The sequence below is a fragment of the Halomonas sp. 18071143 genome (assembly GCF_019211725.1).
GTDB lineage: Bacteria > Pseudomonadota > Gammaproteobacteria > Pseudomonadales > Halomonadaceae > Vreelandella > Vreelandella stevensii.
On sequence record NZ_CP078120.1, the window covers coordinates 2,009,826 to 2,022,624 of the forward strand.

General features: G+C 60.9%; 15 protein-coding genes. 3 read left to right on the forward strand and 12 right to left on the reverse strand.

From position 1 onward, the window contains the following. Nucleotides 1-82 precede the first annotated feature (82 nt). Nucleotides 83-916, forward strand: a complete 834-nt coding sequence (locus KVY02_RS09330; protein WP_016913992.1) for a posphoenolpyruvate synthetase regulatory kinase/phosphorylase PpsR — start codon at nucleotides 83-85, stop codon at nucleotides 914-916. A gap of 9 nt (nucleotides 917-925) precedes the next feature. Here KVY02_RS09330 and KVY02_RS09335 read toward each other — a convergent pair whose 3' ends face one another. From KVY02_RS09335 to KVY02_RS09350, 4 genes are all read right to left on the reverse strand, one after another. Beyond that, nucleotides 926-1,504, reverse strand: a complete 579-nt coding sequence (locus tag KVY02_RS09335) for a hypoxanthine-guanine phosphoribosyltransferase (RefSeq protein WP_016913993.1) — start codon at nucleotides 1,502-1,504, stop codon at nucleotides 926-928. Between the two features lie 30 nt (nucleotides 1,505-1,534). After that, nucleotides 1,535-2,554, reverse strand: a complete 1,020-nt coding sequence (gene nagZ / locus KVY02_RS09340; protein ID WP_218313407.1) for a beta-N-acetylhexosaminidase — start codon at nucleotides 2,552-2,554, stop codon at nucleotides 1,535-1,537. Nucleotides 2,555-2,630: 76 nt separating this feature from the next. Further along, nucleotides 2,631-3,146, reverse strand: a complete 516-nt coding sequence (locus tag KVY02_RS09345; protein WP_218313408.1) for a L,D-transpeptidase — start codon at nucleotides 3,144-3,146, stop codon at nucleotides 2,631-2,633. Further along, a complete protein-coding gene (locus tag KVY02_RS09350; protein WP_218313409.1) occupies nucleotides 3,124-3,810 on the reverse strand; it encodes a TetR/AcrR family transcriptional regulator in 687 nt (228 codons plus the stop codon). Before KVY02_RS09350 ends, KVY02_RS09345 begins: the two co-directional genes overlap by 23 nt. A gap of 224 nt (nucleotides 3,811-4,034) precedes the next feature. On the opposite strand from KVY02_RS09350, the gene lexA reads away from it, so the two are divergent. Further along, nucleotides 4,035-4,712: a transcriptional repressor LexA gene (gene lexA, locus KVY02_RS09355; protein WP_218313410.1), complete on the forward strand. Its 678-nt coding sequence runs from the start codon at nucleotides 4,035-4,037 to the stop codon at nucleotides 4,710-4,712. A gap of 34 nt (nucleotides 4,713-4,746) precedes the next feature. On the opposite strand, the gene KVY02_RS09360 is transcribed toward lexA, so the two are convergent. Together KVY02_RS09360 and purU are read right to left on the reverse strand one after the other, a co-directional pair. Further along, nucleotides 4,747-5,418: an energy-coupling factor ABC transporter permease gene (locus KVY02_RS09360; RefSeq protein WP_081193043.1), complete on the reverse strand. Its 672-nt coding sequence runs from the start codon at nucleotides 5,416-5,418 to the stop codon at nucleotides 4,747-4,749. Nucleotides 5,419-5,441: 23 nt separating this feature from the next. Continuing rightward, on the reverse strand, nucleotides 5,442-6,296 hold the full coding sequence (gene purU / locus KVY02_RS09365; RefSeq protein ID WP_016913999.1) for a formyltetrahydrofolate deformylase: 855 nt from the start codon (nucleotides 6,294-6,296) through the stop codon (nucleotides 5,442-5,444). 275 nt (nucleotides 6,297-6,571) lie between these two features. On the opposite strand from purU, the gene KVY02_RS09370 reads away from it, so the two are divergent. Beyond that, a complete protein-coding gene (locus KVY02_RS09370; RefSeq protein ID WP_218313411.1) occupies nucleotides 6,572-8,170 on the forward strand; it encodes a ribonuclease J in 1,599 nt (532 codons plus the stop codon). Nucleotides 8,171-8,202: 32 nt separating this feature from the next. Here KVY02_RS09370 and moaE read toward each other — a convergent pair whose 3' ends face one another. From moaE to ung, 6 genes are all read right to left on the reverse strand, one after another. Further along, nucleotides 8,203-8,682, reverse strand: coding sequence for a molybdopterin synthase catalytic subunit MoaE (gene moaE / locus KVY02_RS09375; RefSeq protein ID WP_218313412.1), 480 nt, complete (start codon nucleotides 8,680-8,682; stop codon nucleotides 8,203-8,205). A 3-nt stretch (nucleotides 8,683-8,685) separates the two neighbouring features. Continuing rightward, nucleotides 8,686-9,480, reverse strand: a complete 795-nt coding sequence (gene moaC, locus KVY02_RS09380) for a cyclic pyranopterin monophosphate synthase MoaC (RefSeq protein ID WP_218313413.1) — start codon at nucleotides 9,478-9,480, stop codon at nucleotides 8,686-8,688. Nucleotides 9,481-9,484: 4 nt separating this feature from the next. Further along, the gene (gene mobB, locus KVY02_RS09385) at nucleotides 9,485-10,045 is read right to left on the reverse strand and encodes a molybdopterin-guanine dinucleotide biosynthesis protein B (RefSeq protein ID WP_218313414.1); all 561 of its coding nucleotides are present in this window, start codon (nucleotides 10,043-10,045) and stop codon (nucleotides 9,485-9,487) included. Between the two features lie 23 nt (nucleotides 10,046-10,068). After that, nucleotides 10,069-11,298, reverse strand: a complete 1,230-nt coding sequence (locus tag KVY02_RS09390; protein ID WP_218313415.1) for a uracil-xanthine permease family protein — start codon at nucleotides 11,296-11,298, stop codon at nucleotides 10,069-10,071. An 89-nt stretch (nucleotides 11,299-11,387) separates the two neighbouring features. After that, nucleotides 11,388-12,017 (reverse strand): uracil phosphoribosyltransferase, encoded by a 630-nt coding sequence (upp, locus tag KVY02_RS09395; RefSeq protein ID WP_016914005.1) that lies wholly within the window; start codon nucleotides 12,015-12,017, stop codon nucleotides 11,388-11,390. 98 nt (nucleotides 12,018-12,115) lie between these two features. Beyond that, on the reverse strand, nucleotides 12,116-12,799 hold the full coding sequence (gene ung, locus KVY02_RS09400) for a uracil-DNA glycosylase (RefSeq protein ID WP_081138098.1): 684 nt from the start codon (nucleotides 12,797-12,799) through the stop codon (nucleotides 12,116-12,118).

Consider the following 12,799-nt stretch of genomic DNA (forward strand, 5'->3'; position numbering starts at 1 on the left):
CACATGAAAACGTTGTGCTGCCATGGCGCACGGCACACAATGAGCGTTCGTAAATCAGCTAGATGAGGGTGGCGGACAGACTATGAAACGAACAGCCTTTTTTATTTCCGATGGCACGGGGATCACGGCAGAAAGCCTGGGGCGCAGCCTGTTGGCGCAGTTCAGTGACGTGGACATCAACATGATCACCAAGCCCTATATCGATACGTTGGAAAAGGCTCAGGCCGTCGCCGAAATCATCGAGTCCACCGCGATGCGCGACGGTGTTCGCCCCATCATCATCGACACCATCGTCGACCAGCAGATCCGCAACGTCATCCGCCAGGCCTCCGGCTTCAAGGTCGATATCTTCTCGACGTTTCTGGAACCGCTGGAACAGGAGCTGGGCACGCACTCTTCCTACAGCGTCGGGCGCACTCACTCCATAGGCAGCGACGATGTGTACATGGATCGTATCCACTCGGTGCATTTCGCACTGGATAACGATGACGGTGCCCGCACCCATCAATACGACAAGGCCGACATCATTCTGGTAGGGGTATCCCGCTGCGGTAAAACGCCGACGTCCTTGTACCTGGCACTTCAATTCGGCATTCGCGCGGCCAACTATCCGCTGACCGAGGACGACCTGGATGAAGATGGTCACTTGAAGCTGCCGAAAGCGCTGGCACCGCACCGGCACAAGCTGTTCGGCCTGACCATCGATGCCCGCCGACTAGCGGCCATTCGCAACGAGCGTCGCCCCAACAGCCGCTACAGTTCCATGGACCAGTGTCTGCAGGAAGTCGAGCAGGCCGAATCGCTCTACCGCAGCATGAACATTCCTTTCATCGACACCACGCGCTTCTCCGTGGAAGAGATCTCCACCCGCATGATTGCCGAAACCGGCCTGGCAAGACGTTTCTCACCTCGCTAGGCCAGTGCCTTACATGCCCTTGGGTGCAAAAATCCCCGGGGCATTTCGCCAGTAGCCCTTGTAGTCCATACCGAAACCAAAGACGTAGCGGTCGGCGACTTCCAGGCTGCAGTAGTCGGCCTTGAGACCGGGCACTGCCTTGCGGTCGTGCTGCTTGTCCACCAGCACGGCGGTGGTCACGCTGGCGGCCTGGGCCTCCTTGCAGTACGCCAGAATGGCCGCCAGAGTGGCGCCTTCATCGAGAATATCGTCGACGATCACCACATGCCGACCCGCCATGGGGATTTCCGGCGAGACCCGCCAGAACAGCTCGCCGCCGCGCAGCTCATTGCGGTAGCGGGTCGCGTGCAGGTAGTCCACTTCCAGGGGAAAGCCCAGCCGCGTCAGCAGATGACCGGTGGTGATCAAACCACCGTTCATGACGCAGTAGAAGACCGGCAACTTATCGCCCAGGTCGCGGGTGATCTCTTCTGCCATACGGTCAAGGGCACGCTCGACCTGCTCCTGTGAAATCAAACAGTCGGCGTTGTCCATCAACTCGCGCATGGAGTCCAGCGACTCCAGCGCCTCTTTATCCAATTTGGACATCGAGCCTCTCCAAAACAGTCTATGGGTCAATTAGCTGGCGTCAGCCACCAGCGCTTCCAGCCTGGCGTGGGTCTTGCGCCAACGGCCCAGCGCGGCCAATGCTTCCAGCTGCGGCCGCGCCCGGCCATAACGCAGCTTGGCGGGTCGCTTGTTGAATACGTCATGACAGGCCTGCACCACTTCCAGCGCCGCCTCACGGTCGTTGCAGATCAGCAGCATGTCGCAGCCCGCCGTCAGGGCAGCCTTGGCGCGCTCGGCGGGGCCACCCGCCTCATGGGCGCCGGCCATGCTCAGGTCATCCGAGAAGATGCACCCTTTGAAGCCCAGCGACTCACGCAACATGCCTAGCCAGCTGGGGGAAAAACCAGCCGGGCGGGAATCGAAGGCAGAGTAGACGATATGGGCGGGCATGACGCCGTTGAGCAGCGTGGCAAGCTGGCTGAAGGGCACCAGATCGTGCTCCTTGATGGCCGAGAGCGGACGTTCATCCACCGGCAGTGCAGTGTGCGAATCAGCCCCCACGCCGCCATGACCGGGAAAGTGCTTACCCACGGCCGCCATTCCCGCTTCGTGCAACCCGTGCACGAAGGCCTGCCCCAGCAAGGCAACGTGCTGAGGGTCTCGGCTGAAGCTGCGGTCACCAATCACGCTGGAAATTCCGCTGTCCACATCCAACACGGGGGCAAAGCTGATGTCCAGGCCGCAGGCGGCCATCTCCATGCCCAGCAGCCAACCGGCATCCTTGGCCAGCGTCAGCCCCACTGCCTGATCCTCGGCGAAGACATCGCCAATGCGTGCCATCGGCGGCATGCGCGTCACGCCTTGCCGGATACGCTGAACCCGCCCACCTTCCTGATCGATGGCCAACAGCAGGTCACCCCGCACCTCGCGGATGCTGTCGCACAGTTCGCGCACTTGGGTGGCGCTTTCCACATTACGGGCAAACAGAATGACACCGCCGACCGCAGGATTCTTCAGCAGGCGCTTGTCTTCCTTGCTCAGAGTCTGGCCTTCCAGGTCGAGCATGACCGGGCCTAAGGGTTGAGTCATCGTACTGGATCCAGGAAAAAGGGCGTCATTCTAGACCACCCGTGTGAGCTTTCAAAATGAGCAACACCATGTCACGTCAATGCAGCCATACCGGCGTGCCAGGCGGCGCCTGCTGAAACAGCCAGAGCAGGTCGGCATTGCGCAGTCGCACGCAGCCATGGGAAACGGCAACGCCCATGGGCTGGTCAGGGGGAGTACCATGCAGGTAGATGTAGCGACGCTGGGAATCGACACGGCCACCGCGATTGATACCGCGCTCCAGGCCACATAGCCACAGTATGCGTGTCAAGATCCAGTCGCGCTCGGGGAAGACGGCTGCCAAACCGGCAGAGTAGATTTCTCCGGTCCAGCGACGACCACGAAAGACCGCATCCTCAGGCAGCCCATCGCCAATGGCTGCCCGCACGTAGTGCCAACCCAGTGGCGTACGGCCACTGCCCTCCTCTTGCCCCACACCGGCCTTGCCCGTGGAAACGGCGCATTCGTGCTTTAGCTCGCTCCCCTGCCACCAGCGCAGGCGTTGGGCCTGGGTGTCGATTTCCATCCAGCCACCTTCAACGGGCGGCAGGTCAGCCAATCTGGGCGTTTGCATGAGGCTTCTCATCCACGGTTGCTGCAGGCGACGGCATTGGCGCGCTCATGGCGGCCACCACGACGGGACGCAGACGCCGAATCAAGTCGCGCACCGTTACCTGCTCCTGATAATCCTTGGCAGCAATATCACGCAGCGCATCCAGCCCCGATAGCGTAAAGATCACCGTGCCCAGCATGAAGTGTAGCCGCCAGAAGCGCTCTGCATCCGGCAGCTCGGGGGTCGCCCGGCGCACCAGCTCGGTGAAGCGCGTGAAAACATCGCCATACTGCTGCTGGATGTAGCGCCGCAAGTGCCCTTGCGCCTGGCTGTAGGCCAGACCCAGCAGCCGCATGAACACTTTCAGGCTGTGGCGCTCGGCAGGCACGGTCAGTACCGTGGTGGCCATGGTTTCCAGCAGCACTTCCAGTGGAATGGGCTGGCCTTCATAGCGCGCTTCCAGCTCATCCAGGGCGGTGTGGAAGCGCTCGGAGAACGGGTCCAGGTAGCGGGCAAACACCGCCTGTATCAGCGCTTTCTTCGACCCGAAGTGATAATTAACGGCGGCAAGGTTGACCCGCGCCTTGCTGGTGATATTGCGCAGTGACGTCTCGGCAAACCCCCGCTCTGCAAAGAGCACTTCTGCCGTATCCAAAATACGTGTGACCGTATCCGACTGGGCCATAGCGCCCTCCCAAAACAGGTGTTTAAAACATGACGGTTGCGTTGGCGAATAGTATGCCATTCTCCCTGATGGCTCAAACGATAATCCCCTGTGTACCGCAGGTTGCGCTACCTGGAACGTATTGCAACTCATCATGTACTGGACAGAGCAACATACTGTATACTTAAACACATACTGATTTTACGGACATGTAGCGACTGTCTTTTCACTGTTTGGAGTCTGATATGTCACGCCCACTCACCGCACGCCAGCAGCATGTATATGATTTTATCGTGAAGACCATGGGCGAGCTTGGCTACCCCCCTACCCGCGCCGAAATCGCCAAGGCGTTGGGCTTTCGCTCACCCAACGCCGCCGAAGAGCATCTGCGCGCCCTGGAGCGCAAAGGCGCCATCCGCATCATCCGCAATACGTCCCGGGGCATTCGCCTGCCCAACCAGGAACCGCTCGACGCCACCCCCCCGGCAGCCGAGCCTGCCAGCGCCGCCAACGATTCCACGCCCAACGGGCTGCCGGTGATTGGTGAAGTCGCTGCGGGCAGCCCCATTCTGGCAGCGGAGCATATCGACCGTTACTGCCCGCTGCCGGCAGAGTACTTCACCCCCAAGGCCGACTACCTGCTGCGGGTACGCGGCCTGTCGATGAAAGACGTGGGTATTCTGGAAGGCGACTTGCTGGCCGTGCATCGTACCGACCGCGTGCGTGACGGTCAGATCGTCGTCGCGCGCCTGGAAGACGAGGTCACGGTCAAGCGTTTTAAACGCCAGGGGCATCACGTCACGCTGCTCGCCGAGAACGAAGACTTCGCCCCCATCGAAATCGACCTGAGAACTCAACAGCTGGATATCGAAGGCGTCGGGGTAGGCGTCATCCGAGGCGGGAACGGCCAGGCCCTGGGCTAAAATACTGGGCCAGGGCACTGGACCAAGCCACCGCCTACTGCATATCGATGTAACGATGGTCGTTGAACGTGGCGACCCAGTGCGGGTGGTAGACCAACAGAATGCTCAGCAGCATGCCGGTGATGAAAGCTTCCGAGGGCATCAACAAGGGTAGAAAGCGGGCATACTCCTGAGCCAGGTAAATCGCTTCAGGATCGATGCCCGCCACCAGAATCAGCCCGACGGCCGCCAGCCCACCCCCTAGCGTCGCCAGCGCAGCACCGAAAAAACCGCAGGCAAACAGAAACACCATCAGGTTGTCCGGCAAGCGGCGATCCACGATACGCCATACCACCCCCGTGATCACGGCAGGCACCAGCCCCGTCACCAGCACGTTGGCCCCCAACAGTTCCCAGGCATTGCGCCCGATCAGCACCATCGCCACGTTGAGCAGCAGGTTGCTGATCAAGGCCAGGGGCACCTTGAACACCAGCGTCATCAGCACCGTAAACACCAGATGCAGAGTTAACCAATCGACCGCCTGGGCCCGCAGCTGCCACATCAGCATCACGGCCAGCGTCGCGGCCATCCAGCGATGCTGCAAACCGGTATCTTCCAGCAGCGGCTGCCAGGGGCGCTGCCACAGCACCCACCCCAGAGCACCTGCCGACACCAGCCAGGTAGCCAGCAGTGCCCAGGTGGCCAGCACGCTTTGTGCAAAGGACATGGCGCCCCTCCCCGGTGGGCGAGTTAGCTGAACACGACGGTCTTGTTACCGTGAATCAATACGCGGTCTTCCAGATGCCAGCGCAAGCCGCGGGCCAGCACGGCTTTTTCCACATCACGGCCAAAGCGAACCAAATCGGTGGGTGTATGGCAGTGGCTGACCCGGTGAATATCCTGCTCGATGATGGGGCCAGCATCCAGTTCTTCGGTCACGTAGTGGCAAGTGGCACCGATCAGCTTGACGCCCCGCTCATAGGCCTGGTGATAGGGCTTTGCCCCCGCAAAGGAAGGCAGGAAACTGTGATGAATATTGATGACGCGTCCGGCATAACGCTCGCACAGTGAAGGCGGCAGAATCTGCATGTACCGCGCCAGCACGACACAGTCAGCCCGGGCAGCATCGATCTGTGCCTGCACCTGCTCGAAAGCCGCCTGCTTGTTGGCCGGGTCCACCGGTACATGATGATAGGGAATGCCATACCACTCGGTGAGCGAGCGCATGTCGTCATGATTGGAGATGACGCCCACAATATCGCAATCCAGCTCGCCAGCCTGCCAGCGATACAGCAGGTCCACCAGGCAGTGGGATTCCCGGGAAACCATCAACACCACGCGGCGGCGCTTCTGGGTGTCTACCAGCGACCACTGCATGTCGAACTCGTCGGCGACGGGCTCGAATGCGGTGCGCAGCGCCTCGGCCGACATGCCCAGTGAATCGGCGAGAATTTCATAACGCATGAAAAAGCGCCCTGTTTCCAGATCGGAGTGCTGGCTGGCCTCGGTGATCGAGCCGCCCTGCTGGGCAATGAAGCTGGAAACACGCGCCACAATACCCACCTGATCCGGGCACGACACAACTAAACGGTAATAATGAGACATCAATGAACACTCTTGCGTATGTAACGGCACGTTCGCTGGGTAGGCGCCTGCTCGCGGGCAAGCCTCACCAGGCGCATTAGTGTAACGCAAGCGCCACGGCTAAGCACCGTGGTGCAGTGCCACGATGATTGTTACGTGCCCCTCCCTTCCCGTATAGTTAAGGGACTATATTTCCAGGCTTTTCATGACTGATGCATCCACCACGCGTTCAACTTCGTCCCCGTCGCCGCCCGCCCCTGCACCTGCTTCCGCTAGGTGGATGCGGTGAAATTGGAATGAACCTTACGCTGTATGGATACGACGATCAGTGGATCGCCGTCGATTGCGGCATGATGATCCGTCAGGATCTGCCCAACTCGCCGCTGCAAGTGCCCAACACCGACACCCTGCAAACCCTCGGTATCACCCCGGCGGCGCTGTTCATCACCCATGGTCATGAAGACCACATCGGCGCCGTGGCCTGGCTATGGCCGCGTTGGGGCTGCCCTATTTTTGCCACCCCGTTGGCCGCAGGCCTGCTGCGACATAAATTTGCCGAACACCAGCTGAGCAGCGCTGCCATCGAAATCATCGAACCCGGCGATGCGGTGGAGCGCGGTCCCTTCACCCTGCGCTACCTGAGTGTCACTCACTCCATTCCTGAAAGCTGCGCCATCATGATGCAGGCGGGCGACTATCGAGTACTGCATACGGGAGACTGGAAACTGGACCCGGAGCCGCTCATCGGCGCCCCGGTGAATGCCGCTCATTTTCGTGCGCTGGCCCCTTTGGACCTGGTGGTTGGCGACTCCACCAACGCCCCCATGCCCGGCCAGTCAGCCAGCGAAGGCGACGTCGCCAAAGCACTGGCCACGACCCTCGAACAGTGCAAGGGCCGCGTGGTGGTATCGTGCTTTGCCAGCAACCTGGCGCGGGTACTGGCCATCGGGCGCGCCGCTCATGCTTGTGGGCGGCGGGTCAGCTTGATGGGCCGCTCCATGGAACGCATGGTGAGCGTGGCCAGAGGGCTGGGCTATCTGGACGACTTCCCGCCGCTGGTCCCGTCCCACGACCTGGGATACCTGCCTCCCGAAGAAGTGGTGATCATCGCCACCGGCAGCCAGGGTGAGCCACGCGCTGCCCTTCAACGGCTGGCGCAGCGCCGTCACCCCTTTGTCGACCTGGAGCCAGGCGATAGCGTGATTTTTTCTGCCAAGGCCATCCCGGGCAATGAGCGCCCCATCGAACAGCTTAAAAAACGTTTGTTACAGCTGGGTGTCGCGCTATTCGATGAAAACAATCACCCCGAGCTCCATGCCACGGGACACCCAGCCCAGGAGGAGCTGAAAAAGCTCTATCAATGGGTGCGCCCCAAAGCGCTACTCCCTGTGCATGGTGAAGCGCGTCATCAGCAGGCTCATCAGGCACTCGCCGAGCAGCTAGGCATCAGTGCCCCCCTTACGCCCGTCAATGGCGACCTGATCCTGCTGGACAATCAGGGCCTGCGCCTGGAAACGCGCCATCCACAGCCGCCCTGCATCGTCGATCAAAACAGCGTAAGGCCCCACCCTGGCCTCGAACATCAGTCGTCTGGTCCACGGCGCGGCAGCCTGTTTCTGGCGCTACCGGTGACCGCCACCGAGACTGGCTGGTGGCGCATTGGCCGGATGATGCTGGATACCACGGGGGCCAGCCCACTGGACGAAGAGAGCTTCAGCGACTGGCTGGACGAGCAGCTGGAAGAGATCGAAGCGGAAACGCTGGCAGACTTGCGTCACGCCCTGCAGCCGCGCCTGATGCACTGGCTGGCCAACCACCTTCAGCACATGCCTGAGGTGCACCTGCAGATCATGGCCGCCGACATGCCCACCGAAGAGGAACTGGACCAACAGTAGTCCCTTTCCAGGTCAGCAGGCTGAAGAGCAGCTCACGACCAGCGCTCGGCATCCTGCTGATCGGTTTTGCGCTCCTTGACCCAATACGCCCCCTGGCGTGCGCGCTCCTTTTTCCAGAACGGCGCCTGGGTCTTGAGATAGTCCATGATGAAGTCACAGGCCAGGAAGGCATCCCGCCGGTGGGCACTGGCCACCAGCACGCGAACGATAGGGTCACCTGGCGCCAAATCTCCCACCCGATGAATGATGCGCACCGCCTGCAGCGACCAGCGTTGCCAGGCCTGCTCGGCGATCTCCATCAGGCTGCGCTCGGTCATTCCGGGGTAATGCTCCAGCGTCAAGCCCAGCACATCGGGCGACTCGTTGAAGTCGCGCACCAGCCCGGTAAAGCTGACCACCGCGCCGATATCCGTGCGACCCTGCAGCGCCTGCTCGTAGCCATGAGCCATGGAGAAGCTGTCCTCGGTGACCTCGACCACGAGCGCTTTATGCGGATGTTCAAGCAGCGCCATGGCTCAGCCCCCCGTGACCGGTGGAAAGAAGGCCACTTCGTCATCGTCGGTAATCCGCGAACTATCGCTGGCCAAGACCTGGTTGATGGCACATAACGTACGCTGATCGGACAACAGCGCATAGCGCGCATTCTGAGCACTGAGCGCCGCCTTCAGGCCCGCGACGTTGCGGCTCGGCAAGCGGTCCAGATCCACCGACACATCGCTTTCCCCCACCCGCTCGCGCAGCTCGGCCAGAAACTTGACCCGCACGCAGGGAGATGCACAGCGCTCTCCAAGACTCACCTCGCCGGAAGCCCCTTCGCCGGTCACGATGGGCGCGGGCATCTGGCGCTGATAATCGCCACGACTACCCCCCTGCTTGCTCTCCAGCTGCACGGCTTCGATACGCATCTCCTTGTCGACGGCCTTGCACATGTCATACAGCGTCAGGCAGGCCACAGAGACGGCCGTCAGGGCCTCCATCTCTACACCGGTTCGGCCATTGAGGCGACACAGCGCCGTGACATTGACCCAACCGTTATCGTGGTCGATATCGAAGTCCACCGACACCTTGGAAAGCGCCAGCGCGTGACACAGCGGGATCAGCTCGTGGGTACGCTTGGCCGCTTGAATACCGGCGATGCGCGCGGTGGCCAATACATCGCCCTTGGGCAAGGCACCGTCCGTCAGCAGCTGCAGCGTCTGAGCGCTCATCACGATTCGTCCAGAGGCGACGGCCTCTCGGCGTGTCTCAGCCTTGTCGCCAACGTCGACCATGTTGGCTTCGCCTTGGGCATTGAGGTGGGTTAACTGCATCGTGTCACCTTTTGCTATCAATCAGAGAGTGGCGCTGCTCGGCAGCCCAGTCGAACACCCAGCGGGCAATACCATCGATGTCGTCGAGGTTCAGCCGCATCACATCCTCACGCAACGGCACAGGCGCCGCGCCACTCAGCGCAACGCCCACTCCATGGGGGTCATCGAGGATGTGCGCATCGCCAATGCCCTCTCGGTAGAGCACCAGCTTGGCGATGGGCCAGGCCTTGAAACCTTCGACGATGACCAGGTCTGGCGCATGCGGTGCCATGAGCGAAAGCAGATACGCCAGATCTGGCTCTTCCTCAGTCGGCATATCCATCATCAACGCCAGACGGCGACTCGATGCTACCAGCATCGGGGCCGCTCCGGCCTTGCGTAGCTGGTAGCTATCCTTGCCAGGCTGGTCCACCTCGAACTGATGATGGGCATGCTTGATCACCGCCACCGAGAGGCCAAGCGCCCGCAGCCGGGGCAGCAGCTGTTCGAGTAGCGTGGTCTTTCCCGTCCCGCTCCAGGCGGCAACACCCAGTACCGGAAATGCACAGCGCAGTGGTTCACTCATGGCATACCTCGTCAACTGAGCGACTATTCGCCCTCTTTCTCTGCAGGCAACAGCCAGTTTAACGCAATGCCCACCAGGGCCGCCAAACTTACCCCCTGCAGGGTGAACTGACCACCCCCGAACTGCATACCGCCAATACCAAAGACCAGAATCAGCGACACCACCACCAGATTACGCGCCGCCGTCAGCGACTGCCCTGCGCGCACCAGGGTATTCATGCCCACCACGGCAATCGAGCCAAACAGCAGAGTCATGATGCCGCCCATCACCGGACCGGGAATGGTTTGCAGCAAGGCACCCAGCTTGCCGACGAATGCCAGCACGATGGCCAGCACGGCGGCAATCACCATGTATTTCGGATTGAACGCCTTGGTCAGTGTCACCGCGCCGGTCACTTCGGAATAAGTGGTATTGGGCGGACCACCGAACAGCGCCGCCGTGGTGGTGGCCAGGCCGTCACCCAGCAGCGTGCGATGCAGGCCGGGTTTTTCCAGGTAGTTCTTACGAGTCACCGAACCAATCGCCACCATGTCGCCGATATGCTCGACGGCAGGCGCGATGGCCACCGGAATCATGAACAGAATTGCGGCCCAGTGAAAGCTGGGAGCCGTAAAGTTGGGCACCGACAGCCAGGCCGCTTCCCTGACCGGGGTAAAGTCGACCACTCCCATCAGCAGGGCCAGTAGGTAGCCCACTGCAATGCCGCCCATGATGGGCACCAGCCGCAGCAGGCCACGCCCGAACACGGCCAGCACCAGCATCACCATCAGGCTGGCCATGGAGAGAAAGATCGCCGCACCGTAGCCAATGTTGTCACTGGTCTCACCGGTGGCCATGCTAACCGCCACCGGCGCCAGGGCAAGACCAATCACCATGATGACCGGCCCCACCACCACCGGTGGCAACAGGCGGTGCAGCCAGGCCGTGCCTTTCAGCCGTACGGCCTGTGAAATGGCCACGTATACCAACCCGGCGGCCATCAGCCCGCCCATGGTGGCAGAGACTCCAAAGCTGGCAATCGACCCCTGAATAGGCGCAATGAAGGCAAAGGAGGAAGCCAAAAAGACTGGTACCGTCTGGCGCGTAATGCCATGAAAGACGAGGGTGCCCACCCCAGCGGTAAATAGGGCCACGCTGGGGTCCAGGCCCGTCAGCAGCGGCACCAGCACCAAGGCACCAAATGCGACGAACAGCATTTGTCCGCCGGTCAGCAGTAGTTTAGGCCACGACTCTTGTGCAGTATTGGTTGTCATTGCACTACTCCAGGAAGGTCTATCGATAATAACGGAGGCAAAAAAATGCCCCCAACGCGGCGCGTAAGGGGCTTTATGTCGCGGAGCGCTTAACGCGTTCCGAAAATCTTGTCGCCGGCATCTCCCAGGCCGGGGACGATGTAGCCATTCTCATCGAGTCGGTCATCTACCGACGCGGTGTAGATTTCTACATCAGGATACGCATCCTGCACCCGTTTGATCCCTTCAGGGGCAGCCACCAGCACGATCACTTTCATGTGTTCACAGCCGCGCTCACGCAGCATGTCCAGTGTCGCCACCATGGAACCACCGGTTGCCAGCATGGGGTCGATGACGATCGCCATGCGCTCTTCGATATCGTTGGCAAACTTGGCAAAGTACGGCACCGGCTGCAGCGTTTCCTCGTCACGGTAAAGGCCTACAACGCTCACCCGGGCACTGGGAATGAGGTCGGTCACGCCTTCCAGCATGCCCAGGCCCGCTCGCAGAATGGGCACGATGGTGACTTTTTTACCCTTGAGACGCTGTGTGGCGATGGGTTCACCGTTCCATCCCTGGATCTCGTGATCTTCGAGCTCCAGGCCCTTGGTCGCTTCGTAGGTCAACAGCTTGGCCACTTCACCTGCCAGCTCACGAAAACTTTTCGTGCTCAGGTCGACTTCACGCATGAGTCCCAGTTTATGCTGAACAAGCGGATGATTAATGGCGTAAACACTCATGGGACTACCTCACTGCAGGGGATTCGGGATGGCGGCCTTGATCGCATTGAACACGCGCTCAAAATTGCGCGCCATTCTACCCGCAACTGACCATCAGGTTAAGGGGTTTCCGGCAATTGCCACGTAATCGGCGTGCGCCCCTGCTGCTGGAGGAACTGATTTGCCTTGGAAAAGTGGTGATTCCCAAAGAACCCCCGATGCGCCGAGAGCGGCGAAGGGTGCGGCGACTCCAGTACCAAATGGCGCTGGGTATCGATCAGCGCTTTCTTCTGGCGGGCATGGCTGCCCCAGAGCAGAAATACACAGGGCTCGCCGTACTGGCTGACGGTTTCGATGGCCCGGTCGGTGAACACCTCCCAGCCCTTGCCGCGATGCGACGCCGCATTGCCCTGCTCCACGGTCAGTGCAGTGTTCAGCAACAACACGCCCTGTTTGGCCCAGGGCTCCAGGAAGCCATGGCGCACCGGCGTAAAGCCTACGTCCGCTGCCAACTCTTTATAGATGTTGACCAGCGACGGCGGCACCGGCACGCCCGGCTGCACCGAGAAACACAGGCCATGCGCCTGGTTGGGGCCGTGGTACGGGTCCTGGCCGAGAATGACCACCTTGACCGACGCCAGCGGGGTCAGCTCAAACGCACGAAACCAGTGGGACGAATGAGGATAGATGACCTTTCTGGCCGCTTTTTCCTGAGCCAGAAAAGCTTTCAAGGCCGACATGTAGTCGGCCTCGAACTCTTGCCCCAGCCACTGTTGCCAGTCATTGGGTAGCGGAGTCGGCAT

What these genes read in the sequence shown, in the direction of transcription:
- lexA (WP_218313410.1), top strand. Translation starts at nt 4,035, where the DNA reads ATGTCACGCCCACTCACCGCACGCCAGCAGCATGTATATGATTTTATC.
- moaC (WP_218313413.1), bottom strand. Translation starts at nt 9,480, where the DNA reads ATGCAGTTAACCCACCTCAATGCCCAAGGCGAAGCCAACATGGTCGAC.
- upp (WP_016914005.1), bottom strand. Translation starts at nt 12,017, where the DNA reads ATGAGTGTTTACGCCATTAATCATCCGCTTGTTCAGCATAAACTGGGA.
- KVY02_RS09350 (WP_218313409.1), bottom strand. Translation starts at nt 3,810, where the DNA reads ATGGCCCAGTCGGATACGGTCACACGTATTTTGGATACGGCAGAAGTG.
- ung (WP_081138098.1), bottom strand. Translation starts at nt 12,799, where the DNA reads ATGCCGACTCCGCTACCCAATGACTGGCAACAGTGGCTGGGGCAAGAG.
- KVY02_RS09335 (WP_016913993.1), bottom strand. Translation starts at nt 1,504, where the DNA reads ATGTCCAAATTGGATAAAGAGGCGCTGGAGTCGCTGGACTCCATGCGC.
- KVY02_RS09330 (WP_016913992.1), top strand. Translation starts at nt 83, where the DNA reads ATGAAACGAACAGCCTTTTTTATTTCCGATGGCACGGGGATCACGGCA.
- nagZ (WP_218313407.1), bottom strand. Translation starts at nt 2,554, where the DNA reads ATGACTCAACCCTTAGGCCCGGTCATGCTCGACCTGGAAGGCCAGACT.
- KVY02_RS09360 (WP_081193043.1), bottom strand. Translation starts at nt 5,418, where the DNA reads ATGTCCTTTGCACAAAGCGTGCTGGCCACCTGGGCACTGCTGGCTACC.
- KVY02_RS09370 (WP_218313411.1), top strand. Translation starts at nt 6,572, where the DNA reads ATGAACCTTACGCTGTATGGATACGACGATCAGTGGATCGCCGTCGAT.
- moaE (WP_218313412.1), bottom strand. Translation starts at nt 8,682, where the DNA reads ATGGCGCTGCTTGAACATCCGCATAAAGCGCTCGTGGTCGAGGTCACC.
- KVY02_RS09390 (WP_218313415.1), bottom strand. Translation starts at nt 11,298, where the DNA reads ATGACAACCAATACTGCACAAGAGTCGTGGCCTAAACTACTGCTGACC.
- purU (WP_016913999.1), bottom strand. Translation starts at nt 6,296, where the DNA reads ATGTCTCATTATTACCGTTTAGTTGTGTCGTGCCCGGATCAGGTGGGT.
- KVY02_RS09345 (WP_218313408.1), bottom strand. Translation starts at nt 3,146, where the DNA reads ATGCAAACGCCCAGATTGGCTGACCTGCCGCCCGTTGAAGGTGGCTGG.
- mobB (WP_218313414.1), bottom strand. Translation starts at nt 10,045, where the DNA reads ATGAGTGAACCACTGCGCTGTGCATTTCCGGTACTGGGTGTTGCCGCC.